Annotated in this window: 13 protein-coding genes; 6 read left to right on the top strand and 7 right to left on the bottom strand. The window is 62.4% G+C overall.

All coding sequences use genetic code 11. From position 1 onward, the window contains the following. Positions 1-52: 52 nt before the first annotated feature. The 3 genes from nfuA to F8N82_RS08815 form a co-directional block, all read right to left on the bottom strand. A complete protein-coding gene (gene nfuA / locus F8N82_RS08825; RefSeq protein WP_038994886.1) occupies positions 53-637 on the bottom strand; it encodes a Fe-S biogenesis protein NfuA in 585 nt (194 codons plus the stop codon). 69 nt (positions 638-706) lie between these two features. Next, positions 707-1,729, bottom strand: coding sequence for an acyltransferase family protein (locus F8N82_RS08820; RefSeq protein WP_038994885.1), 1,023 nt, complete (start codon positions 1,727-1,729; stop codon positions 707-709). A gap of 112 nt (positions 1,730-1,841) precedes the next feature. Further along, the gene (locus F8N82_RS08815) at positions 1,842-4,142 is read right to left on the bottom strand and encodes a fatty acid cis/trans isomerase (protein WP_038994884.1); all 2,301 of its coding nucleotides are present in this window, start codon (positions 4,140-4,142) and stop codon (positions 1,842-1,844) included. Positions 4,143-4,298: 156 nt separating this feature from the next. On the opposite strand from F8N82_RS08815, the gene metH reads away from it, so the two are divergent. Further along, complete coding sequence (metH, locus tag F8N82_RS08810; RefSeq protein WP_038994883.1) at positions 4,299-8,006, top strand: methionine synthase; 3,708 nt, start codon at positions 4,299-4,301, stop codon at positions 8,004-8,006. Positions 8,007-8,100: 94 nt separating this feature from the next. Next, a complete protein-coding gene (locus F8N82_RS08805) occupies positions 8,101-8,319 on the top strand; it encodes a DUF2970 domain-containing protein (RefSeq protein ID WP_010223692.1) in 219 nt (72 codons plus the stop codon). A gap of 261 nt (positions 8,320-8,580) precedes the next feature. Here F8N82_RS08805 and F8N82_RS08800 read toward each other — a convergent pair whose 3' ends face one another. After that, positions 8,581-9,663, bottom strand: a complete 1,083-nt coding sequence (locus F8N82_RS08800; protein WP_038994882.1) for an ABC transporter substrate-binding protein — start codon at positions 9,661-9,663, stop codon at positions 8,581-8,583. Positions 9,664-9,880: 217 nt separating this feature from the next. On the opposite strand from F8N82_RS08800, the gene F8N82_RS08795 reads away from it, so the two are divergent. Further along, positions 9,881-11,533 carry a nitrite/sulfite reductase gene (locus F8N82_RS08795; protein ID WP_038994880.1) on the top strand — a complete coding sequence of 551 codons (1,653 nt, stop codon included), beginning with the start codon at positions 9,881-9,883 and terminating at the stop codon, positions 11,531-11,533. After that, on the top strand, positions 11,517-12,011 hold the full coding sequence (locus tag F8N82_RS08790) for a DUF934 domain-containing protein (protein WP_038994879.1): 495 nt from the start codon (positions 11,517-11,519) through the stop codon (positions 12,009-12,011). The genes F8N82_RS08795 and F8N82_RS08790 overlap by 17 nt, the downstream gene beginning before the upstream one ends. A gap of 46 nt (positions 12,012-12,057) precedes the next feature. On the opposite strand, the gene F8N82_RS08785 is transcribed toward F8N82_RS08790, so the two are convergent. The 3 genes from F8N82_RS08785 to sohB all read right to left on the bottom strand — a co-directional run bounded on the left by F8N82_RS08785 (position 12,058) and on the right by sohB (position 22,877). After that, entirely contained in the window at positions 12,058-16,737 is a 4,680-nt protein-coding gene (locus tag F8N82_RS08785; RefSeq protein ID WP_038994878.1) for an NEL-type E3 ubiquitin ligase domain-containing protein, read from the bottom strand. A gap of 106 nt (positions 16,738-16,843) precedes the next feature. Further along, entirely contained in the window at positions 16,844-21,757 is a 4,914-nt protein-coding gene (locus tag F8N82_RS08780) for an NEL-type E3 ubiquitin ligase domain-containing protein (RefSeq protein ID WP_080764725.1), read from the bottom strand. Between the two features lie 100 nt (positions 21,758-21,857). Beyond that, the gene (gene sohB, locus F8N82_RS08775; protein ID WP_038994875.1) at positions 21,858-22,877 is read right to left on the bottom strand and encodes a protease SohB; all 1,020 of its coding nucleotides are present in this window, start codon (positions 22,875-22,877) and stop codon (positions 21,858-21,860) included. Positions 22,878-23,074: 197 nt separating this feature from the next. Here sohB and F8N82_RS08770 point away from each other — a divergent pair, with 197 nt between their 5' ends. Then, positions 23,075-23,785, top strand: coding sequence for a histidine phosphatase family protein (locus tag F8N82_RS08770; RefSeq protein ID WP_095162899.1), 711 nt, complete (start codon positions 23,075-23,077; stop codon positions 23,783-23,785). Between the two features lie 56 nt (positions 23,786-23,841). Then, positions 23,842-24,159 carry an SCP2 sterol-binding domain-containing protein gene (locus tag F8N82_RS08765; RefSeq protein WP_036995189.1) on the top strand — a complete coding sequence of 106 codons (318 nt, stop codon included), beginning with the start codon at positions 23,842-23,844 and terminating at the stop codon, positions 24,157-24,159. Positions 24,160-24,182: the final 23 nt, after the last annotated feature.

The following is a 24,182-nucleotide window of genomic DNA, read 5'->3' as shown; positions in this document are numbered from 1 at the left end:
GGGTCAAGCCCGCTCCCACAGTGTGGGAGCGGGCTTGACCCGCGATAGCTACTCAATAGTAGGCGTTTTCTTTCTGACTGTGGTCAGTCACATCACGCACACCCTTGAGCTCGGGAATACGCTCGAGCAAGGTCCGCTCGATGCCTTCCTTGAGGGTCACGTCGGCCTGGCCGCAGCCCTGGCAACCACCACCGAACTGCAACACGGCGATGCCGTCCTCGACCACTTCGATCAGGCTGACCTGGCCGCCGTGGCTGGCCAGCCCCGGGTTGATCTCGGTTTGCAGGTAGTAGTTGATGCGCTCGTTGACCGGGCTGTCTTCGTTGACCATCGGCACCTTGGCGTTTGGCGCCTTGATGGTCAGCTGGCCGCCCATGCGGTCGGTGGCGTAGTCGACCACGGCGTCCTCGAGGAACGGAATGCTGACCGCGTCAAGGTAGGCGGTGAAGGTCTTCAGACCTACCGCTTGGTCTTCCGGCTTCTCTTCGCCCGGCTTGCAGTAGGCAATGCAAGTTTCAGCGTAGGTGGTGCCCGGTTGGGTAATGAAAATGCGAATGCCAATACCCGGGGTGTTCTGCTTTTCCAGCAGATCGGCCAGGTAATCATGCGCGGCGTCGGTAATAGTTATGGCGCTCATGGAAGTTCCTCACAGACTTGTCGGCAGTTTACGCCAACCTGGCCGCCGAACAAAGTCCTAGCAATTCTGTCAGGAAAGCGTTACCGCCACCGGCGTACTGCGGCGCACCTCGAACCAATCGCTCATGCGCCGGTACAGGCGCTTTTCCAGCAGCAGGTAACTGGCCAAGGACAAGCCGGCAATCAGCGGCACGCACAGGGCGAACACTGTATACGGGCTGAGGTTCAGGCGCTCGCTGGCAAACCAGCCGGCATACAGCACCAGCACGTGAATCAGGTACACCGAGTACGAGCAATCCCCCAGTGCCTTGAGCACGCGATTGCCCTTGAAGTACGGCTCAAGCGAGATACAGGCAAAGACAATCAGCGCACTCGGCAGGCCCCAGTGCAGCAGGCGCAGCGAGGCATCCAGGTGATAGATCGCCAGCCCCGCCGCGGCCAGGATCGCCAGCGGCAGCCACAGCCCGTGGGCAATCCAGCCGCGGCGGTAGAGCACGCCAATACCGATGCCGAGCAAAAACTCGTAGACGATGTTGTTGCGGTAGAAGTGATTGAGCAACCCGGCGCGGGTCAACACCTCGCTGACCAGCAACAAGGCCGCGGCCAGCAGTAACAAGCGGTGTTGCTGGCGGACCACGAACACCAGCGAGAACAGCAGGTAGAAGTACATCTCGTAGTTCAGGGTCCAGCCGACATTGAGGGTCGGGTACTGGCCGTAACCGCCGGGGTTCTCTGCCGGAATGAACAGCAACGACAACAGAAAATGCTCAAGGTCGATGGCCTGGTGCGGCATCCACTGGCTGGCTGAAGCCAGCAGCAAGGCCATCAATGCGGTGTAGAACCAGTAGGCCGGCACGATACGCAGCGCCCGGTTGAGCAGAAAGCGCCGGGCCGGCATGGCCTTGTCGCGGGTCGACAGGTAGATCACCAAGCCGCTGATCACAAAAAACACGTCCACACCCACTGCCCCGCGGTCAGTCAGGAACTGTCCGATCGGGCCACTGGCATGGAAGTCGAAGAAAATCTGCATGAAGTGATGGCAGACCACCACCCAGGCGGCAAGCGCCCTTAAAGCCTGAAGCGAATACAGCATCCGGTTACCTGCGTCTTAAGTCCCACTCAAGCCCCGGCCGGAACCGGGGCCGCATGAGAGCTCGGACCGCAGGTTGCCGGGAAAGGTCAGACGACCTTCCCGGCGGTCATGTTTACAGGTTTTCGTAGCGGTTCATGTCGAGCACACCCGACTCCAGCGCATCGGTCTCCTTGATGTAGCTGTTGAGGTCATGGAAGTACTGCCAGAACTGCGGATGGCTGCGGCGCACGCCCCAGCGCATGACAATGCGCTCGAACCTGGCGGTGTCATCACGCGCCGCTTCCAGGTCCTCGACGAACTCCGGTACATCAGTAGCCGGGACGTTGAACATGAAGTTCGGGTAGCTGCTGAGCACGCCCGGCACCAGGGTCAGGGTGTCCAGGCCCGGTTGGTAGCGGTAGGCCTCGCCGAGCATGAAGGCGACGTTGCTGTGCGCGCGGTTGCGCAGCAGGCTGTAGACCTGGCGCTGACCGCCCTGCCCTTCGATGCGCAGCATGGTCGCTTCGGGCAACTGGTTGATCACCTTCAGGCCCGCAGCCGGGCGCGATACCAGGCGGCTCAGCGACTGCTCGACATCACGGAACTCCTCGCTCATTTGCGGCCGCGAGCAATAGGCGCCCTGGCAGCGGTTGATCGGGTCGGGCGCGGCGTTGAGGCTGCCGGTGCGCTGGATCAGCTTGAGGCCGAAATCACGCTTGGGGTCGCGCTTGTCGAGTTTCAGCGAGCTCGGGGTGTCGGTGTCGATGTCCTCGTAGTCCATCCACATCTTCACCTTGCCGCTGTTCTGGTACCAGTCGCCGAGGATCGCGCCACGGGCATCGGCCGGCATCAGGCGCAGGAAGTTGACCTCGGCGCCGTTGCGGATCAGGTCGAAGTACAGCCGCGTCTGCGCCTGGTGCGAGACGTTGCCATAGACGTCGAAGTTGACCGCCAACTGGTAGTAGGTGCGCTCGAACAACGGGTAGTCGAACAACCACAGGGTTTTCGGCACATCACCGATCAGGCCCTTGCTCACCGAGGCGCTGTCGAAGTGGCGGAAGATGGTCAACAGCGCGTTGTCGTTGCCGGCCCAGAGGGTCGACCAGCTCGGCGGCGGCACTTCGGCATAGGCATCGCGGCGCAGCTTTTCATACTCGTTGCGCTTGTCGCGGTAGGCATGCCAGAGGGTCAGGATGCTGCCGACGTCGTCGATCTGCCCGGGCATGGCCAGCAACGGCGTGGCCTTGCCGCGGTACTCGGCATCGGTCAGGTAACGGTCGTGGGCCGGTTCCTGGAACAGCGTCCAGAAGTTGTCGCGGATCACGTCGGTGGCGATCTGGCCACGGCACACCGGGCCACGGATGAAGGTGCGCACGAAGTACTCGGCGTTATCGAGCATGAACTGGTACCGGGCCACCGCCGGGATCGCTTCGAAGGTTTCGAACGGGTTGGCGCGGTGGCGCGGGCCATAGCCGGGCAGCGCGTTGGCGTGCCAGTCGCCGCTGTAGAACAGTTGCTTGACGCGCTTGAGCTTGTGCGGGCCCATCGGGTAGGTGATGTGGGTTTTATGCACGATCACGCCCTGCACCGGCATCAGCCGGTAGTAGAAGTCGGTGCCCGGCGGGTCGTTGGGCCGGCGCGTGGCGATCAGGTCGATCGGCTGGCCACTGGGTGTGCGCGAACGCACCCACTGGAAGAAGTGCCCCTGCTCGCCGCCGACAAAATGAATGTGGGCGAGGAACAGGTGTTCGTAAAGCCAGCGGCCGACCAGCGCTTCGGTCGAGCCCGGGCGGTTGAGCAGCGCTTCCCAGTCGGCGATCTGCGCAGCCTCCTTGGCGCTCGGCTGAATCGGGTCGTGCTCGACCGGCGCACCGGCGGCCAGCCAGCGTTGCAGGGTCTGGTACTGGGCATCGGTGAGGCCGGTGACCGCCAGCGGCATGCCCTCTTTCGGGTGCGCGCCGGCATAGGCGTCGAACTCGCCGGGCAGCGGGCACATGTTGTTGCGGTTCAGGCCCAGGACGATCTCCTCGGGCAACTTGGCGTTGGGCGTCAGCGGGGTCTTGTGGCCCAGTTCGAGCATCCGCGCCATCAGCGCGGCCTGGCTGCCCTGGTTGTCGAGTACCGAGTAGAAGCCCTTGCGCTGCCAGGCTTGAGTGCTGCTGGCGTCATAGAACAACCGCGTCGGCGCTACCGCCGTGCTGCGCTCGCCCTGGTACACCGGCACTTTCGAGGCGCCCCGCGAGGCGCCCTCGGCACTGCCCAGGTTGAGCTGGCAGGCCGCGTCGTTGCAAGCGTGGCAGGCCACGCATTTCTCGGTGAAGATCGGTTGGATGTCCCGGGTATACGAAATAGCCGAGCTCTGTTGAGGGGCTTGCCCCAACGCCACGCCGCTGATGAACAGAGCGAAAGCGCCGGCAAGTAAGCGATGCACCATGTGCCGAATGTCCTGGGTATTGATAGCTTCACGATTCTACCGGTGCTGGCGGCGTGCCAACATGAATGAAATTCATGTCAATCTTCAACACGTCTAAAAACCGCGCAGCTTTGTTATTATTCCGCAACTTTTGTTTTTGCCCGACCAGGTAGTCCTATGTCTGACCGCAGCGCTCGTTTCCAAGCACTTCAGCAAGCACTCAAAGAGCGCATCCTGATTCTCGATGGCGGCATGGGTACTATGATCCAAAGCTACCGCCTCGAGGAACACGACTATCGTGGCACGCGCTTCGCCGATTGGCCAAGCGATGTCAAAGGCAACAACGACCTGTTGCTGCTGTCGCGTCCCGACGTCATCGCCGCCATCGAGAAGGCCTACCTGGACGCCGGCGCCGACATTCTCGAAACCAACACCTTCAACGCCACGCAGATTTCCCAGGCCGACTACGGCATGGAGTCGCTGGCCTATGAGCTTAACCTCGAAGGCGCGCGCATCGCCCGCCAGGTGGCCGACGCCAAAACCCTGGAAACCCCGGACAAACCGCGTTTCGTCGCCGGCGTGCTCGGTCCGACCAGCCGCACCTGCTCGATTTCTCCCGACGTCAACGACCCGGGCTATCGCAACGTCACCTTCGACCTGCTGGTAGAAAACTACCTTGAGGCGACCCGGGGCCTGATCGAAGGCGGCGCCGACCTGATCCTGATCGAGACCATCTTCGACACCCTCAACGCCAAGGCGGCAATCTTCGCCGTGCAGCAGGTGTTCGAGGAAGACAGCGTCGAATTGCCGATCATGATCTCCGGGACCATCACCGACGCCTCCGGTCGTACCCTTTCGGGGCAGACCACCGAAGCGTTCTGGAACTCGGTGCGCCATGCCAACCCGATCTCGGTGGGCCTGAACTGCGCCCTCGGCGCCAAGGACCTGCGCCCGTACCTCGAAGAGCTGTCGAGCAAAGCCGGCACCCATGTCTCGGCGCACCCCAACGCCGGCCTGCCGAACGCCTTCGGTGAATACGACGAAACCCCGGCCGAGATGGCCGTGGTGGTCGAAGAATTCGCCGCCAGCGGCTTCTTGAACATCATCGGTGGCTGCTGCGGCACCACGCCGGGGCATATCCAGGCGATTGCCGAGGCGGTAGCCAAGTACCCGCCACGGGCCATTCCGGACATCCCCAAGGCCTGCCGGCTGTCGGGCCTGGAGCCGTTCACCATCGACCGCAACTCGTTGTTCGTCAACGTCGGTGAGCGCACCAACATCACCGGTTCCGCCAAGTTCGCCCGGCTGATCCGCGAAGAGAACTACACCCAAGCGCTGGAAGTCGCCCTGCAGCAGGTCGAGGCCGGCGCCCAGGTGATCGACATCAACATGGACGAAGGGATGCTCGATTCCCAGGCGGCCATGGTCAAGTTCCTCAACCTGATCGCCGGTGAGCCGGACATCTCCCGCGTACCGATCATGATCGACTCCTCCAAGTGGGAAGTGATTGAAGCGGGTCTCAAATGCATCCAGGGCAAGGGCATCGTCAACTCGATCTCGATGAAGGAAGGCGTCGAAGCCTTCAAGCATCACGCCAAGCTGTGCAAGCGCTACGGCGCCGCCGTGGTAGTGATGGCCTTCGACGAGGTCGGCCAGGCCGACACCGCCGCGCGCAAACGCGAGATCTGCCAGCGCAGCTACGACATCCTGGTCAATGAAGTGGGCTTCCCGCCAGAAGACATCATCTTCGACCCGAACATCTTCGCCGTCGCCACCGGCATCGAAGAGCACAACAACTACGCCGTCGACTTCATCGAAGCCTGCGCCTACATCCGCGATCACCTGCCCTACGCCCTGACCTCGGGCGGGGTGTCCAACGTGTCGTTCTCGTTCCGTGGCAACAACCCGGTGCGCGAGGCGATCCACTCGGTGTTCCTCTACCACGCGATCCAGAATGGCCTGACCATGGGTATCGTCAACGCCGGCCAGCTGGAGATCTACGACGAGATCCCACCTGCGCTGCGCGAGCGGGTCGAAGACGTGGTGCTCAACCGCACCCCGCACGGCACCGACGCCCTGCTGGCGATCGCCGACGACTACAAGGGCGGCGGCGCGGTCAAGGAGGTCGAGAACGAAGAGTGGCGCTCGCTGCCGGTTGGCAAGCGCCTGGAACACGCGCTGGTCAAGGGCATTACCGCCTTTATCGTCGAAGACACCGAAGAGTGCCGCCAGCAGTGCGCGCGCCCCATCGAGGTGATTGAAGGCCCGCTGATGAGCGGCATGAACGTAGTCGGCGACCTGTTCGGCGCCGGCAAGATGTTCCTGCCCCAGGTGGTCAAATCCGCCCGGGTGATGAAGCAGGCGGTAGCCCACCTGATTCCCTTCATCGAACTGGAAAAAGGCGACAAGCCCCAAGCCAAGGGCAAGATCCTCATGGCCACGGTCAAGGGCGACGTGCACGACATTGGCAAGAACATCGTCGGCGTGGTGCTCGGATGCAACGGCTATGACATCGTCGACCTGGGCGTCATGGTCCCGGCCGAGAAGATCCTGCAGACCGCCCGCGAGCAGAAGTGCGACATCATCGGCCTGTCCGGCTTGATCACGCCGTCGCTGGACGAGATGGTCCATGTTGCCCGCGAGATGCAGCGCCAGGACTTCCACCTGCCGCTGATGATCGGCGGTGCCACCACCTCCAAGGCCCACACGGCGGTGAAGATCGAGCCCAAGTACAGCAACGACGCGGTGATCTACGTTACCGACGCCTCGCGTGCGGTGGGTGTCGCCACCCAGTTGCTGTCCAAGGAACTCAAGCCCGGCTTCGTCGAGAAGACCCGCCTGGATTACATCGAAGTCCGTGAACGCACCGCCAACCGCAGCGCCCGTACCGAACGCCTGAGCTACGAGCAGTCGATTGCCGCCAAGCCCAAGTACGACTGGGCCGGTTACCAGCCGGCGGTGCCTAGCTTCACCGGCGTGAAAGTGCTGGAAAACATCGACCTCAAGGTGCTGGCCGAATACATCGACTGGACGCCGTTCTTCATCTCCTGGGACCTGGCCGGCAAATACCCGCGCATCCTCACCGACGAAGTGGTCGGCGAAGCCGCTACCGCGCTGTTCAAGGATGCCCAGGAGATGCTCGCCAAGCTGATCGACGAGAAGCTGATCAGCGCCCGCGCGGTGTTCGGTTTCTGGCCGGCCAACCAGGTCAACCATGACGACATCGAAGTCTACAGCGCCGACGGCCAACCTCTGGCGCAACTGCACCACCTGCGTCAGCAGACCATCAAGCCGGACAACAAGCCCAACTTCTCCCTGGCCGACTTCGTCGCACCCAAGCTAACCGGCATCACCGATTACGTCGGTGGCTTCATCACCACCGCCGGCATCGGCGCCGAGGAAGTGGCCAAGGCCTATCAGGACAAGGGCGACGACTACAACTCGATCATGGTCAAGGCTCTCGCCGACCGTCTGGCCGAGGCCTGCGCCGAATGGCTGCACGAACAGGTGCGTAAAGACTATTGGGGTTACGCCAAGGACGAGCACCTGGATAACGAGGCGCTGATCAAGGAGCAGTACTCGGGTATCCGCCCTGCCCCGGGCTACCCGGCCTGCCCGGACCACACCGAGAAGGAAACCCTGTTCCGCCTGCTCGATGGCACCGCCATCGGCGAAACCGGCCCCAGCGGCGTGTTCCTCACCGAACACTTCGCCATGTTCCCGGCGGCGGCGGTCAGCGGCTGGTACTTCGCCCATCCGCAGGCGCAGTACTTTGCCGTGGGCAAGGTCGACAAGGACCAGGTGCAGAGCTACACCGCACGTAAAGGCCAGGACTTGAGCGTGAGCGAGCGCTGGTTGGCGCCTAACCTCGGATATGACAACTGAGTGATCGCGGGGCAAGCCTGCTCCTACAGTGGGGGCGGGCTTGCCCCGCGATGCGGTCTACACTCATGGGGATGCCTTTTATAAGGAGCCCCTCATGGACGAACCCGCCCAAGGCAAACCCCCGACCTTCTGGCAGATGCTGCAAAGCATCCTGGCAGCGGCCTTCGGGGTGCAGAGCGGCAAGAACCGCGCCCGCGACTTCAACCACGGCAAGGCCAGCCACTTCATCGCGCTGGGCACCGTGTTCACCTTGCTGTTCATTCTGGTTTTGATCGGGCTGGTGCAGTTGGCCATGCACCTTACCGCCCGCTGAAATGCAGCCCGCCCGCAGATGCCCATTCTGCGGGCGGTTCACTGTTACCCATCGGGTGATGTCACTGGTGGCTGACCCAATACACTGCAGTCACCACCACCAGGATGATCAGACAGAGTATCGCCCAGGCATCGACACTGCTGTCAGGCTTACCCGCTTTGGTCGAATTTCCCATTGCATTGCCTCTTGTTGGGGTTATGGGAATGCATGTCACCCGTAGCAGTTAAGTCCAGCAATGCCCTTTGCTCAAGCAGGGGCTTTTCAGTAGTCGACGGGCGCCTTGAGAAACGGATAACGGAAATCAGGAGTGTGCCCCTGGGCGCTGAAACGGTTGAAATCCAGGCCATAGTCGGCCTGCTCCTGCAGCTTCAACCAACGCTGCGCCCGCAGCGGATCGATCAGTTGCAGCACCGGCACCTCGTATTCGCGACGGCCATCACGGTTGATTGGCAGTTTCAGCGCATCATCGTGCAGTAACACCATGGCCCAGCCGCCAAGGGAAAAGTGCCCGCCCATGAGCACGCTCAGGCGCCCGTCGATACGCGCCTGCAACGCCGCCGGCGAGCTGTTGACGGCACTGAACAGCAGGTCCTTGCCTGGCACCCGGCCGGCCTCGACTGCCGCCTGTATGGCGCCAAAGGCCATTTCGTCGTTGGCCGACCACACCAGCTCGATTTGCGGGTAGCGCTGTAACAGCTGCCTGGCCTGCTCGTAGGCGCGCTCCCGGCCCCAACCGCCATACACCACCTGGCGCAGGCGCACCTCGGGGTGCTCGGCCAGGGCGCGGCGCATGCCCTGCTCGCGCAGCTGCGAGGCCGGAGTGGTCTTGAGCCCGGAGAACGCCAGCAACTCCAGCGGCCGGGTCAGCCCGGGCCGGGCACGCAGGGCGATCAGGTCCTTGAGCATCTGGTAACCGGCCTGCTCGTCATTGCCCACCAGGGTGCCGAGCAAGGGCGGGTACTTGTCCGGGTTGTTGTCGATCAGCCCGGCCTGGTTCGGGGTCAGGCCGTTGTTGACCAGAAACAGCTTGACCCCGCTGTCGCGAGACAGGCGGATGATTTCTGGGGCGATGTACTGTTCGTTGACCAGCACCAGATAGTCCGGCCTTTGCCGGCCTTCAAGCGCTTCACGGGCCTGGGTCAGCGCCAGCTCCGGCCGGCGCTCGCTGTACTGGATGCTCAGTTGCATGCCGAGGTCGTCGGCGGCGGCCTGCATGAAACGCGAATAACCGACCCAGAAAGTCTCGTTGGAATAGCCCGGATTGAGAAACACCACGGAAGCCGCCTGTGCACCGGCCACCAGTGGCAAGCTCAGGCAAAGGCTTTGGCACAAGGCCTTGAGCATGGGTTAACGCTCCTGCTATGCAAACCGGCGATTATAACCGGCCGTAGTGGCACATTGGCTAAACGCCAGTCAGTCTCACTTAGTCCAAATGGTTCTTTTCATATGCTAAAACTTCACTTTTGCGCATAAACGCAAACTGCTATCTTTCCTCGGCTCCGCATCGGAGTGCGCGGCCGTGCGCGCGATTAGCTGCAAGCAGCTTGAGAACAGGACCCCTATGTACGTATACGACGAGTACGATCAGCGGATCATCGAGGACCGCGTCAAGCAGTTCCGTGATCAGACCCGCCGCTACCTGGCCGGTGAACTGAGCGAAGAAGAGTTCCGCCCCCTGCGCCTGCAAAATGGCCTCTATATTCAACGTTTTGCCCCGATGTTGCGGGTCGCGGTGCCCTATGGGCAGCTGACTTCGCGCCAGACACGGATGCTGGCGAAGATCGCGCGCGACTACGACAAGGGCTACGCCCACATCAGCACCCGGCAGAACGTGCAGTACAACTGGCCAGCGCTGGAAGACATCCCCGAGATTCTGGCGGAACTTGCCACCGTGCAGATGCACGCGATCCAGACCAGCGGCAACTGCCTGCGCAACGTCACCACCGACCAGTTCGCCGGTGTTGCCGCCGATGAAGTGATCGACCCGCGCCCATGGTGCGAGATCGTCCGCCAGTGGACCACTTTCCACCCCGAATTCGCCTACCTGCCGCGCAAGTTCAAGATCGCCATCAACGGCTCGAGCAGCGACCGTGCGGCCATCGAAGTGCACGACATCGGCCTGGAGCCGGTGTACAACCAGGCCGGCGAGCTGGGCTTTCGCGTACTGGTCGGTGGCGGCCTGGGCCGTACCCCGGTGGTCGGTGCCTTCATCAACGAGTTCCTGCCCTGGCAGGACCTGCTCAGCTACCTGGACGCGATCCTGCGGGTGTACAACCGCTACGGCCGTCGCGACAACAAGTACAAGGCGCGGATCAAGATCCTGGTCAAGGCGCTCACCCCTGAAGTGTTTGCCGAGAAGGTCGAGGCCGAAATGGTCCACCTGCGCGGCGCCAGCACGACCCTGACCGAAGCCGAAGTGCACCGCGTGGCCAAGCACTTCGTCGACCCGGACTACAAGTCACTGGATAACCTCGACTTCAGCGAGCTCGAACAGCAGCACCCGGGCTTTGCCCGCTGGCGCACGCGCAACGTACTGGCGCACAAGAAGCCTGGCTACGTCGCCGTGACCCTGTCGCTCAAGCCTACCGGGGTAGCACCAGGCGACCTGACCGACAAGCAACTGGATGCGGTGGCAGACCTTGCCGAGCGCTACAGCTTCGGCCAGCTGCGCACCTCCCACGAGCAGAACATCATTCTTGCCGACGTCGAGCAGAGCCAGTTGCACGCCCTGTGGCTGGAGCTGCGCGAAAACGGCTTTGCCACGCCGAACATCGGCCTGTTGACCGACATCATCTGCTGCCCGGGCGGTGACTTCTGCTCGCTGGCCAACGCCAAGTCGATCCCGATTGCCGAATCCATCCAACGCCGTTTCGACGACCTGGACTACCTGTTCGACATCGGCGAGCTGGACCTGAACATCTCCGGTTGCATGAATGCCTGTGGCCACCACCACGTCGGCCACATCGGCATCCTCGGGGTAGACAAGAAAGGCGAAGAGTTCTACCAGGTCTCGCTCGGTGGCAGCGCCAGCCGCGACGCCAGCCTGGGCAAGATCCTCGGCCCCTCCTTTGCCCAGGACGACATGCCGGATGTGATCGAGAAGCTGATCGACGTCTACGTTGAAAAACGTACCGAAGACGAGCGCTTCATCGACACCTACCAACGTATTGGCATCGACCCATTCAAGGAACGCGTCTATGCAGCGAATCATTAAGAATAACGAAATCGTCGACGAAACCTGGCACCTGCTGCCCAAGGATTTCAACATCGACGAAGTGACCAACTGCGACGACTACATCGTTCCGCTGCAGCTGTGGCGTGAACACGGCCATATGCTCAAGGCCCGCGACGGCGGCCTGGGTGTGTGGCTGGACGCCGATGAAGAGGCCGAAGAGATCGGCGAAGTCGCCAACCAGTTCCAGGTCATTGCCCTGAACTTCCCGGCCTTCACCGATGGGCGCAACTACTCCAATGCGCGCCTGCTGCGTGACCGCTACAAGTTCACCGGCGAGCTGCGCGCCATCGGCGACGTGCTGCGTGACCAGCTGTTCTACATGAAGCGTTGCGGCTTCGATGCCTTCGCCCTGCGTGCCGACAAGGACCCGGTCGAAGCACTGCAAAGCCTGCAAGACTTTTCGGTGACCTACCAGGCCGCCACTGACGAACCGCAACCGCTGTTCCGTCGCCGCTAACCCCTGTTGCAGCGGCCCGCCCTCGCGGGCCGCTGTGTCAGTGGGCTCAGACTGCCGCCCAACGTTTCCTTGCCTTGCGCAATGCGCCATCGCTCAACGCCTCGATCAACTTGCGCTCCGCCTTGCTGCGGCGCTTGGCATTGTCCAGGGTTTTATCCACGTGGACCGGGTTTGGCTGGTACGGATTCGGGCTCGGATACTTTTCATCCAGGTGATCCTGGCGCTGATGAAAAGGCGCATTGACCTGATCAAACTGCTCGCGTTCCTTGCGCTTGAGGTAGTCCACCCAGAACTCGCGCTTGATCAACGCCGCCAGCATTTGCGAGCTGCTCTTTTCCCGGGCCAGTACCTTGCCTGCCGCCTGGTCGAGCAAGGTTGCACTCACCCCTGCGGTCGGGCGGTGGCGCATGCCCCTGGGCTGGGCGGGCAACTCCAGACGTTGCGCCAACTCAACGCGAAAGGCCAGGTACACCTGCGCCTCATCCGGCATGCGCCCGGCGCGCTTGCGTGCGGCAATTTCCTGAGCGGCGAGGACATCGACCTGATCCAGACGTTCGAGGTTGCGTGCCAGCGACACCAGTTCAAACTCCGCGTCGCCAGCGGCAGCGGTCAGCTCGGCCTGGTGGACCAGCACGCTGATTTCCAGTCGATTGAAAAACAGGCTGGCCCCATCGGCGCAGGTCCGGTCATGGGCGGCCAGCTCGAACAGCTGGTCACGTAGTGCGCCATGCTCGCCGGCGGCATCAAGGACTCGCCAGACCCGGCTTTTGAGGTAGTCGTAGGCGCGTAGGTAGTCGGCGCTGCTGCGCAACTCATCCAGCAAGCGAAACAACGCTTCGTGCCCGGGCTCCTGGCGCAGGTGCTGCCAAAGCGCAGTGGCATCGCCGCTGATGACAGGCGCGTCGCCCCGCAGCCAGGGTTGAACCCCCGCAGGCGCCGGCAAGGCGGCTTGAGCCGCTGGGCGCATGCCCAGGCCAAAACTGATGTGGTGTTGCTCGGCATAGTCATGCAGGGCATTGAGGCTTTCGGCACTCCACGGATTGAAATTCAAGCGCGTACCCCGATTGATCCGCAGCACTTGCTCCTGCCATTGCGGCTCGGCGGCGATTACCGCCTGGGGTACCTGGCGCAAGTCGTTGCCGGCCAGATTGAGATGTTCAAGGGCCTGAAGCTGCAGGGCGCCGGTCGGCCAACGGTCGATCGCGGTTGCCGACAGGTCGAGGCTGAACAACTGATGCAGGCCGCTGACATCGGGCGGGACCGCCAACGGATTGTTGCTCAGGTCCAGCACCTTGAGCCCGCTCAGGGTCCGCAGGCGCGTGTTCAGATCGTCATCCCAGGTCACCCGGTTGTTTTGCAGGATGAGGCGGGTCACGCTGCTTCTGTTCTCCAGCGCCGCGGGCAAGGTTCTGAATTGGTTGCGACCCAGGTCAATCCAGCGCAGATTGGGAAATGCCGCGAGAAACCCCGACGACAGCTCCTGCAGCCTTGCCCCGCGAATGCTGAGAGCGCCAACATGGCTGAAATCGGCACTGAGCGTCGGCAGGGTATCCAGGCGCAAACCGTCGACCTCCAGGCGCAGGCCGATCTCGCGCCCATCGGCGGCGAAGGCCCGCGGCGCCTCCCGGCGCCAGCAGGCTTCGAGCGCCTGGACAAAAGCATGGCGATCGGTGTTGTGCGCAGGTATTGCCCAGCCTTCGGACAACGTGTTGACCCACGGCTCGTTGGCCCACTGCGCCAGTTGTTGAAGCAGGGTCAAGAGTTCCTGCTCGCGGTCGGCCAGCACTTGCGCGACAGCCAGTTCGTCATCGCCCAGGGCCCTGAGCATGGCCCGGGCACGGGGTTCGTCCAGGCTTGGGTACAGCGCCCTGAACCTGCGCATCAGGTTGATCGGACTGCGGGGTATGGCGCCGGCCTGACGGCCACTCAAGGGGTAGCCGACGCGCCCGTCCGCCAGGCGCAAAGGTGAGGTGAAGCGGCCATTGCGGGGCGCCATCCCCAGTGCCTGGGCAGTGGCCTGGGGGTCGATCAGGGCCTGTTCAATGGCCTTGGCCCGCAGGCTTTCGACCTCCTGCGCCGACACGCCCGGCGCGGGCATGCCCAGCAGCGCCTGTTCAAGCGGCTCGCGCGCAGGCATCGACGACCAGCCCGGCACACGGGGCAAGGTGGCCTGCAGCAATTGGCGGCTGTCGGCACTTGGCCCACGGCGGTCATACAACCCTTGCAGCGCACGACTGATACGCACCTGACGCAGGTACAGGCGGGCCTCCTCGGCCAGGCGCAGCGGCACCCTGCCCGCCTGCAACTGCTCACGTTCGGCTTGCCGGGCCTGGTCGACCAGCTCCAGCGCAAGCCGTCGCGGTAAACCGGGGAAATCCCGCTGCAGGGGACCGCTCAAGGGATGGGCGAGCGGTTCATCACGCCCGTACAGGGCCTCGAACAAGCGCTGGCGATTCACCCGGCAGTAGTCGGCCAATAGCTGGCGCAGGGCCTTGATCCTCTCGGCCGGGCTGGCAGGTAGTGTGCCCCCAAGCAAACCGCGCAACCGGGTTTCGTCGAGCTGCGCGACCAACCGAGGTGCCAACTGGCCTTGCAGCAGTTCGCTGCGGCTCACCGCAACGCGCGTAGTGATCATGCGGCCATGGCCGTACTCGACACGTGCGCCGCTCAGATCGTCGTGCTTGAACACCTGAAGCACCGCATCCTGGGGCCAGCCAGGTAGTTCGGTGATCAGCATTTGCGAGTAGTCCAGGCTGGCATCAAGCAGAGCGCCCTGTTCGATCCGTTCCGGCAGTTCGCTCAATTGACGATCCAGACGGATACGCGCGAGCAAGTCAGTCAGCAACGACGGCATCGGCCTGCGCTCGACAAGACAACGACGCACAACCTGCTCTGCTACACCACTGCAACGCAACGCCCGGTCCCGTTCGGCTTGATCCAGCCCGCTGGCAGCCTCTCCCAGGGCGCTCAACAGTTGGTTACGCGCGAACAACAGAGGCGACTCGTGAGCGTAGCCCCAGCCGCCCTCGCCGTGATACTGCATCGGCGGGCGGTAAGCACCGGAGCGTTCGGGATGCACCAGCCGCCATTGGCCCTGTGCACGGTCAAAGGCCTGTTCATACAGCTCGCCGTCCATGTGCACATAGGTGCGTGCGCCCAGCCGGTACTGACCCTGGTCATTCGCCTGCAACCCCTCGGGCAGCTCAATCCGGCTGCGGTAGGCGCTCAGGTCATTGTTCCAGAGCACCTGGCGGCCATCATTGAGCCGAACCTGTTCGAAGCGCTCGGTAAAGCCTATATGAGCGTCCAACTGAGGAACCCGCAGGTGCTGAGTAACGCCCAGCAACGTCACCTGTGCAAGGTTTTCCAGCACCCCGAACAGATGCGCCTGAGCACGCTGGTAATCACCTGCGCGCCAGTCCTGGATGCCCTCATAGACCTGCGCCAGCAATTGCCCGGCGGCCACCGGCATAAGCACCGTACCCAGCACCGGGACAAACAGCCCGGCAACATTGAGCAGGTCGAAACCGATTTCCAGCCAGGCCTCGATGTGTTGCCAGCGCAGTCGGGCGTCGACCTGGGCAGTGGGCATGGCGATGGCCTCGGCGTCCTCACGGACCCTGTGCAGATGACGCTCCAGAACGGTTTGATACAGCACGGCACTACTGGCCAACGCCGAGGGAATCAGGTGCAGACTGGCGCCCTCGCTGTTGACCGGCTGCCACGTCCCCTCGCGCCATTCGAGGCGGTTGAAACGGACCTGCAGCTCATGGGCGAAGGCGGCGCGATCCCTGACCCGCACCAGGCCGCTCAACAGTTGCTGGAACGGCCGTTGTGGCACCGGCCCGGCACTCCCCAGCGGCGCCTGAGACCGATCAACCTGCTGCAGGCGCCGGCGCCAGGCGCGCTGCCACTCGCGGCGGCTGGCATAGCGCTGCAAGGGCCCCAGCGGATCGCCCGGCAGGTAGACCAGGCACGGACGCAAGCCATCGGCATCGAGCGCCTGCACCTCGAACATCAGCACCTGGTCCAGGGGCAGGTTCCACATGCTCAAGCGCGAGACACTGAAGTGCCGGTCGCCCCTTAGCGCCAGGCCGGCCTCCATGGCCAGGTACTCAGCCTCGCTGATCCGCACCTCCAGCCTCGCCTGCAGCACATGCAGGCGCAGCGCCTGCTGTTGGGCGTTGAACAGCACTACATGCAAATGATCCGCCTGTGGCGGGGCGAAGACAGTGTTCAGATGGTGTTGATAACCCGCTCCCAGATCCAGCCCCCGGCACAGCCGGGCAAACTGCTCAGGTGGCATCGCCAGGGGATTGCCTTGCGCGTCCAGTAGCTGACTGCCGGCATCAAAACGTTCATCGCGGGCAAAGTTCTGCAGGGCGGCTTGCAACAGGCTGCGGCGCTGGGTTCTGAGCACCGCCCCCGGCCGGTCGCTACCGGCCCTGGCGCTGCGCTCGATGTGCAGCAAGGTCGAATGTTCCAGGGAAAGCCCGACAGGCAAGCCGGCATCGCGCAAGGCCTGCGCCAGCAATGGCCGGGCAAAGTCCCAAGGGTTCAGCCAGCCGGCCAGCGCCTGGCGTGCCTGCTCGCTAGCCTTCAGGCTACGCTCGGACTGCGACTGCCAGGCTTGGCGCTGCTCTGCGCTGCAGGCCTTGAGCCAATCAGGAAGACGTTGGGCGATCTGCTGGTGATGAGAGGTAGGGAAGGACGCTTGAGCCGACATGGGGAGTACCTGCTGATGACGTGAAGGTCATCAGCAGAGCATCCCCCCAGACGCGGAGTGCGTTAGTTAATTAGTGCGCTTGCGTTCAAAGTGCCAACACCCGCCATTACAGGCGCGTAACCTGGTTCGGAATACTATTCCAGATCTGCGTGGTCAGTGTCTCGATCAAGCGCCGCTCTTCGGCCTCGCGGCGCTGTGTGATGGTGTCCAACCGCGTGCGATAACTCTGATCCTGCATACTCTGCTTGTCTGCCTCCAATGCCTCAAACCGGGCAAAGTAAGGTTTGTTGACTGCCTCGAAGCGCGTGCCATAGCGTGACTTGAGAAAGGTTATCCAGAAATCCCGACTTGCAATTGCAGCCCTTAATGCCTCGGGCGTTTCAGCAGCCAACACTTCGGCTGCAGCGCTGTCCCGTTGCGCCGTAGTCACATTGGCCATGTTCGCGAACCGCATGCCTTGCGGTTGCCCTGGAATCTCCAAACGCTCCGCCAGCCCTATTCGGTAGGCCAGGCGCACCTGCACTTCGTCAACCCGAAGATTAGCCGCACGGCGCGCGGCAATGTCGCGCAAGGCAATACGCTCAACTTCATCCAGCCGGCTCAGGCCACGCGCCAGGTCGATCAATGCATACTCAGCGCCCACGGCTGTACCTGCCTCGTAGGCCTCCTGCACCAGCACCTGTATTTCCAGTTGGCTGAACACCAGGATTACACCATCGGCACAAGTCTCTGGGTGATTGACGAGCTCGAACAACGCTTGCCGTAAACGCGTATTGTCGTTGGCGGCCTTGAGCATACGCCAGACACGGTCACGCAGCGCCGGATAGCCCTGCCGAAAGTCAGCAGTGCTTTGCAGGTCATTGAGTAGCCGGAAGAACTCGCGGCTGTCCGCGAGTTCAGACAACGCTTGCCAATGCGCGCGAACCTCGGCCGCCTTTTGCGCGTCGGCACCTCGTAGCCAGATGTCCGAAGCCTGGGCAGGCGCTGGTAGCGCAACATGGGGTCCACGCAACACAGGCACCAGGCCCAGGTTCACGCCCGTTCTTTGCTGGTAGGCTGTGCGCCGTTGCAGGCTGTCAGCATCCAGCGGGTTGCCGTGCAACGCGGTGATGCCGTTGATCCTGTCGACACGCTGGGTATGCTCTGCTGGCTCAAGCACCGAGTCAGGAATGCTGGCAATACGGTTGTCGCGCAGGTCCAGGACATCTAGCCTTTCCAGCTCGAACACCCCCGGCGGCCAGGTACTGATGCCGGTGTTGCGCAAGAACAGGTTGAGCAGTTGCGTCATCGTGCCCACGGCGGGTGGCTGGCCGAGGGGGTTGTCGTTCAGATTCAGCGCCTTCAGGCTGGTCAGCCGGGCCAGTACCGCGCCGGTCGCTTGGTCCATCACCAGACGGTTATTCTGCAGGTGAAGCTTTGTCAGCCCCTGCAGCTCACCGACAGCATCGCCAAGCCCGGTGAGGCGGTTACCACTGAGGTCCAGCCAGCGCAGCCGGGGGAAAGCCTGCAAAAAATCGGAGGGTACCGATTGCAGGCCCATGCCTGAAAGGCGCAGTTCGCCAATGTGACTGAAGTCTGCGGTCAACGCTGGCAACTGACTCAGATGCAGGCCGTTCAGCTCTAGCCTGAAGCCGATGAATCGCCCATCACCTGCGTGCACGCGGGGGGTCTCCCGGCGCCAGGCTTTTCTGATCTGTTCGCTGACCCGGCGCAACACCCGCGGTGATACAACAGCGACATGGTCGTTGTCCACCTGGGTGAACTGCGCCTGCTCTACCCATTGATTCAAGGTGTCGGTCAACTGCTGGTACTCCACACGGCGTCGACCAAGTGCTTCGATGCGTTCGGCATCGCTGTGTCCCAGCTCTTCAAGAAAGCCCTCCACCTCCTCCGGCTCCAGGATTGGATACAAGCTGCGGACCTGACTCTGCAGCCCGGAACTGAACTGACCGCCAACAGCACCACGACCGCTGAGCGGATAGCCGATACGTCCATCGGCCAGGCGCATGGGCGTACGCAGCCAAGGCCGCACTGGCTGTTGGCCGAGCAAGGTCGAAGCGCGCAGCCGATCAGCCGTTGCCAGTTTCGCCAATGCCGAGCGCAGGTGTGTGGACTGGCCAATCTGCAGCCCCAGTGCTTGGCGTTCACTGTCCGGCAGGGCTCTGAGTAGCGCGCCAGGCATATCATCATTGACCGTCAGCTCGTTGCCTTCGGCATCGTAAGCGCTGTAGCGACCGTCCTTGTGCAGTAAAGTCTTCAGCGTGCCGGTGGGCTTTCCAACGGCTGCCAGCAACTGGCCGTCGGCTGAGCCCTCATGTACCTGCACACGAACCTCGCCGCTCCAACCGGGCATTTTCTCAAGCAGCAGCACCATCAGGCGGTCACTGTCCAGGCTTGCGCGCCTGGGCTCGAAGATTCCTTCGATGGCGCGGTTCAAGCGCACTTGCCGTTGGTACACACGCGCTTCTTCGGCCAGGCGCAGGGGTATGCGGGCAGATGCGCCCTGCAAGCTCTGCAATTCAACCGTGTTGGCGTTATCGACCAGCGTTTCAGCGCATTTCAGGGGCAACAAGGGGAAGTCCCGCTGCAGCAGGCGCGCCTGTGCACCGACCGACTCGGCAGGCGTGGCGTAAATACTGGCGAAAATTGCTTCCTGGCGTTGTTCTGCGCGACTCGCCAACAGGTTGCGCAGTGCCTGCAACCGATCAGACGGCTGCACCTGAGCCCCCAGCAAGCGTTCAATGGACGGATTGTCCAATTGTCGCAATATGACCTCGGGAAGCCTGTTGGCGTAGAGATCGCTCGCCACCACCTTGAAAGGCTCGGCGCTGGGCCAGCGGTCCAGGCCATGGACCGTTGACTCGCCCCATAATTCAGGGCCGTGAAACACTTTGACGGGCTGCTGCAGCCAACCGGGCATTTCTGTAACCAGTACCGCACCGATATCACGTCCGACACCCCCTGGCGTGCCACTGCGCAGGTTACCGATCCATGCCTGGAGCTGACGGTCCAGACGTAAACGTTGCAGGGTGTCGGCCAGCAGCGGTGGCAGCGGTTGCTGAGTCGCCAGGACACCTCGCAGCTCATCGTCGCTAACGCCACTGCTATCGGCCGCCTGCAGCAGTTCTGTATCGTTCAAGCCCTCAGTGGTGTGGCCCACCCGCCGCAACAACTGCAGGCGACTCCAGCTGGACGGCTGCTCGCCCGCCACCCGCCAGGCGCCCTGACCATTGTGTCTGAGCTCGGGTTGATAGGCCGCTGCATCCTGCGGATGGCGAATGGCCCACTGCCCGGCCTGAGTTTCGGTGACTTCGAAGGTACCGTCGTCGATGCGGATGTAGCGCTTTTCGCCCACCCGGTAATGGCCGCTGTCATTGGGCTCGACCCCACTGAGCTCGACGTCCTGGGCATAATCTGTCAGCACAGGCTGCCACAGCCGTTGTTGGCCATTGGGCAGCCGGACCTTGACCAGGCCGTCTACCACTTCACTGGCAGCCCCCCGCCGGAGCGCAGTGCCGGCGAGGCCGAGTCCGGCGATCACCGCAATGTTCAGGCCGACCGTCTCAAAGTGTCCCCAAGCCTGCGCCAAATCCCCCGCCTCCCAAGCGTGCGCGCCTTCGACAACCTCCTCGATCAGTTGCGCGGCAGCTACGACAGCCATGACGGCACCGAGTGATGGAACAAAGAACGCGGCGGCATTGAGCAGGTTGAAACCGATGGACGCCCAGTACGCCAGGCGGTTTTTCCAGGCTTGTTTATCGACCTCGGCGCTGGGCACCGCCAGGGAGCGGGCGTCATCTTTGATCTTCTGCACATGGCGATCTTGCAGGTAACCAAACAGCGCCTGATCAATGAAGGTTTCACGCAAGTGCAGATTGGCATTGGGGTCAGGGAGTCGCTGGTATACACCATTGTCACCTTTGACATTGTGATGCAGCGCGTCTTGCAGCCGCGTCAGCACATGCTCCTGTAATGAATGAGGTACGTATCGGCGCAATAATGCCTGGTAGGCAGGCTGACGCAACCTGGCCCTGAGGTCGTCTTGCGCCGCCCGCACCGACGCGTACTGCTTGAGCGGCGCGTCCGGCGCGCCTGGCAGATAGAGAATGACAGGCTGCACCTGAGTGTCATCACGTTCCGGCCCAATCACCAGCACGTCTGATACGGCTGCCCCAAACATGCTCAGTTGGCTGCAGCGCACCCGTTTGCCGTTCCAGCGTGGCGCACGAACATCTTGCAGCAGTTCAAGCAGTACCCTGCGGCCCTCCTCGCTGATCTCCTGTTTCATGAACGCGCTCTGCAGGCGAACACGCAGCAGTTCCTTGTTCAGGTCGATGGCAAGGGCTCGGCGCCTGGCGCTGCTGCTCGGGTGCTCGAAGACCGCCGTCAGGTGCCGCTGATACTGCCCCCCCAGATCCAGGTCATGGCACAAGCGGGCAAACGCCTGGGGGTCGGTGGCGAGCGTCTGCGTGTAGCGATAACGGAAACGCGGATAACCCTGCTCACTCCCCGGCACGAGTTCAAGGGAGAATGCATCCTTGGGAGCCAGCGCCGTACCCACTTCAAACTCACTGTCGGCGGCAAAGTTCTGCAGTGCGGCTTGCATCAGACTCTGGCGGCGGGGAATGGTCTTGAGCATTGAGCCAAGAAATGCTGATTCGCGCTCGATATGCACAAACTCATCACGGTCGATATCGGGCTCGACACCGAGGTCAGCCTTCAGACGAGCCTTGAGCAGGGGCTCGCAAAACGCGGTAATACCCTTGAGGTCCTTCAGCTCACGTGCCAGGCGTTGGCCGACAACGCGGCTGCGCTTCTGGTAATCGATCAGTAGCGTTTTTTCCGTTTCGCTGGCGTTGGTGAACCAGTCGCTCTGCTGCCGGCCATGCTGCTCCGGCAGCACCTGGGCACGCATTTGAGCAAAGTTTTCCGGCGTGGCATGCCTGATCCAGTCGGGCATACGCTGCGAAATAAAGGGGCCGTGCAGGCCAGGATAATGTTCTGAAGAGGGAGTGGTCATGTCAGGTCTCCTAGTGGCATGAGCGCCTAGGAGACCTGCTTGGGCATTGATGAAGGTGCTATTTAATTAATGCTCGCACCGCTTGCATCCAAGGCTGCGATTACCACACGCGCCCACTGAGACGACTCCAGAGTTTGACCGCCAGATGCTCGATCGAACCGCTGGCCGCCAACCCCACGCGCTCCTGCAGGCTCTTGCGCTCGGCATAGTGCAGGTGAAACAGGTTGGCCTCGCTGGCCCGTTGCAGCAGGTACTCGTCGCTGGTCATCAAGGTGTCGACCAGCTGCTTGTTCAGCGCCGCCACACCCAGCCAGACCTCACCGGTGGCGACGTCATCGATATGCAACTGCGGTCGATAGCGAGAGACGAAGTCCTTGAACAGCTGGTGAGTGATGTCCAGGTCTTCCTGGAACTTCTCCCGGCCTTTCTCAGTGTTCTCGCCGAACACGGTGACGGTGCGTTTGTACTCACCGGCGGTAAACACCTCGAAATCGACGTCGTGTTTTTTCAGCAGGCGGTTGACGTTGGGCAACTGCGCCACCACGCCAATGGAGCCGAGGATGGCAAAGGGGGCGCTGATGATCTTGTCACCAATGCAAGCCATCATGTAACCGCCGCTGGCGGCGACTTTGTCGATGCATATGGTCAAGGGCACACCGGCCTGGCGGATGCGCGCCAGCTGCGAGGCGGCCAGGCCGTAGCTGTGAACCATGCCACCGCCGCTCTCCAGGCGCAGCACCACTTCGTCCTGGGCGGTGGCCAGGCTCAGTACCGCACTGATTTCATGGCGCAGGCTCTCGGTGGCCGAGGCCTTGATGTCGCCGTCGAAGTCGAGGACGAACACCCGGCTCTTTTCTTCGGGGTTTTTCTTCTGCAGCTTTTGCACCTTGGCCTGCTGCTTGCGCAGGGCCTTGAGCTGGGCCTTCTCCAGCAGACCGCCTTCAAGGCGCTCGCGCAGGTCCTTGTAGAACTCATTGAGCTTGTTGACCTGCAACTGCCCGCCCGCCTTGCGCCGGCCCTTGCCACGCAACCCGGCGATAGCCGAGAGGACTATCAGAATCGCGATCACCAGGGTCGCGGTCTTGGCGAGAAAGCTTGCGTACTCTGCAAGAAACTCCACAGTAACTCCTTAAACATGCCGGCGCCCATGCGGCGCGAACCGATAGTCAAGCATACCGGTGCGTTCGGGCCCATACCAGCGTAGGAAATTTTCGGCAACGCAGTTCAAACGCTCTTTTCAAACGCTTGTATGTTTTTTCGTTGACAGCCTGCCGCCGGGAACCTAACCTCGGCTCATTCTTCCAGCAGGCAGACGACGTGGGCAGTATCTACCTGATTCGACATGGCCAGGCTTCCTTCGGCGCAGACGATTACGACGTCCTCTCGCCCGTGGGCATCCGCCAGAGCGAAGCGCTCGGCGAGCACCTGGCCCAGCTCGGCCTGCACCTGGACCGCTGCCTGGCCGGCGACTTGCGCCGCCAGCAACACACTGCGCAGCTGGCCCTGGCCGCCCTGCACAACGCCGGTTGCCCGGTACCGCTGCTGGAAACCGACAACGCCTTCAACGAGTTCGACGCCGATGCGGTGATCCGCGGCCTGCTCCCCGGGTTGTTGCCCGAAGAGCCCGAAGCCCTGCACATCCTGCGCAACGGCACACAGAACCGCAGCGAGTTCCAGCGCCTGTTCGCCCTGCTGATCCAGCGCTGGCACAGCGGCGAGCATGACTGCGAAGGCGTCGAGCCGTGGCTCGGCTTCGTCGAACGCGTCGACGCCGGCCTGCAACGCGTGCTGCAGCAGGCCCAGAGCGGCGACAACATTGCCATTTTCACCTCCGGCGGTACCATTGCCGCCCTGCTCCACCGGGTCACCCGTATCACTGCCGGCCAGGCCTTCGAGCTGAACTGGCAGATCATCAACACCTCGCTCAGCCAACTGAAGTTTCGTGGCCGCGAAGTGGCACTGGCTTCCTTCAACAGCCAGGCCCATGTGCAGCTGTTGAAGGCGCCGGAGCTCATCACCTACCGATGAACCCCGGCTCGATGTGACCTCACCCGTCACGCAAATCACTTAATAAGGAACACACCATGAGCGATGTAGCAAAAGCCGTCGAAGCGATGAAAGCCAAGTTCAACCCAGCCGCTGCCGCCGGCCTGGACCTGGTGTTCGGTTTCAATATCACCGACGAAGACAAGCACTACGCCCTGATCGTCAAGGATGGCACCTGCGAAATCCAGGAAGGCGAAAACGCCGACGCCAACTGCACCCTGGTGCTGGACAGCGAGACCCTCAAGGGTATCGTCAGCGGCGAAACCGACGGTATGCAGGCCTTCATGGGCGGCAAGCTGCGCGTTGAAGGCGACATGATGCTGTCGATGAAGCTGAGCGAGCTGTTCCCGGCCTGATCTGATTGCCGTGAATAAAAAAA

It is taken from the genome of Pseudomonas fluorescens, from assembly GCF_902497775.2.
Classification (GTDB): domain Bacteria; phylum Pseudomonadota; class Gammaproteobacteria; order Pseudomonadales; family Pseudomonadaceae; genus Aquipseudomonas; species Aquipseudomonas putida_F.
Note: the sequence above shows the minus strand (reverse complement) of the source record. Positions and strands in the feature narration are given on the sequence as shown.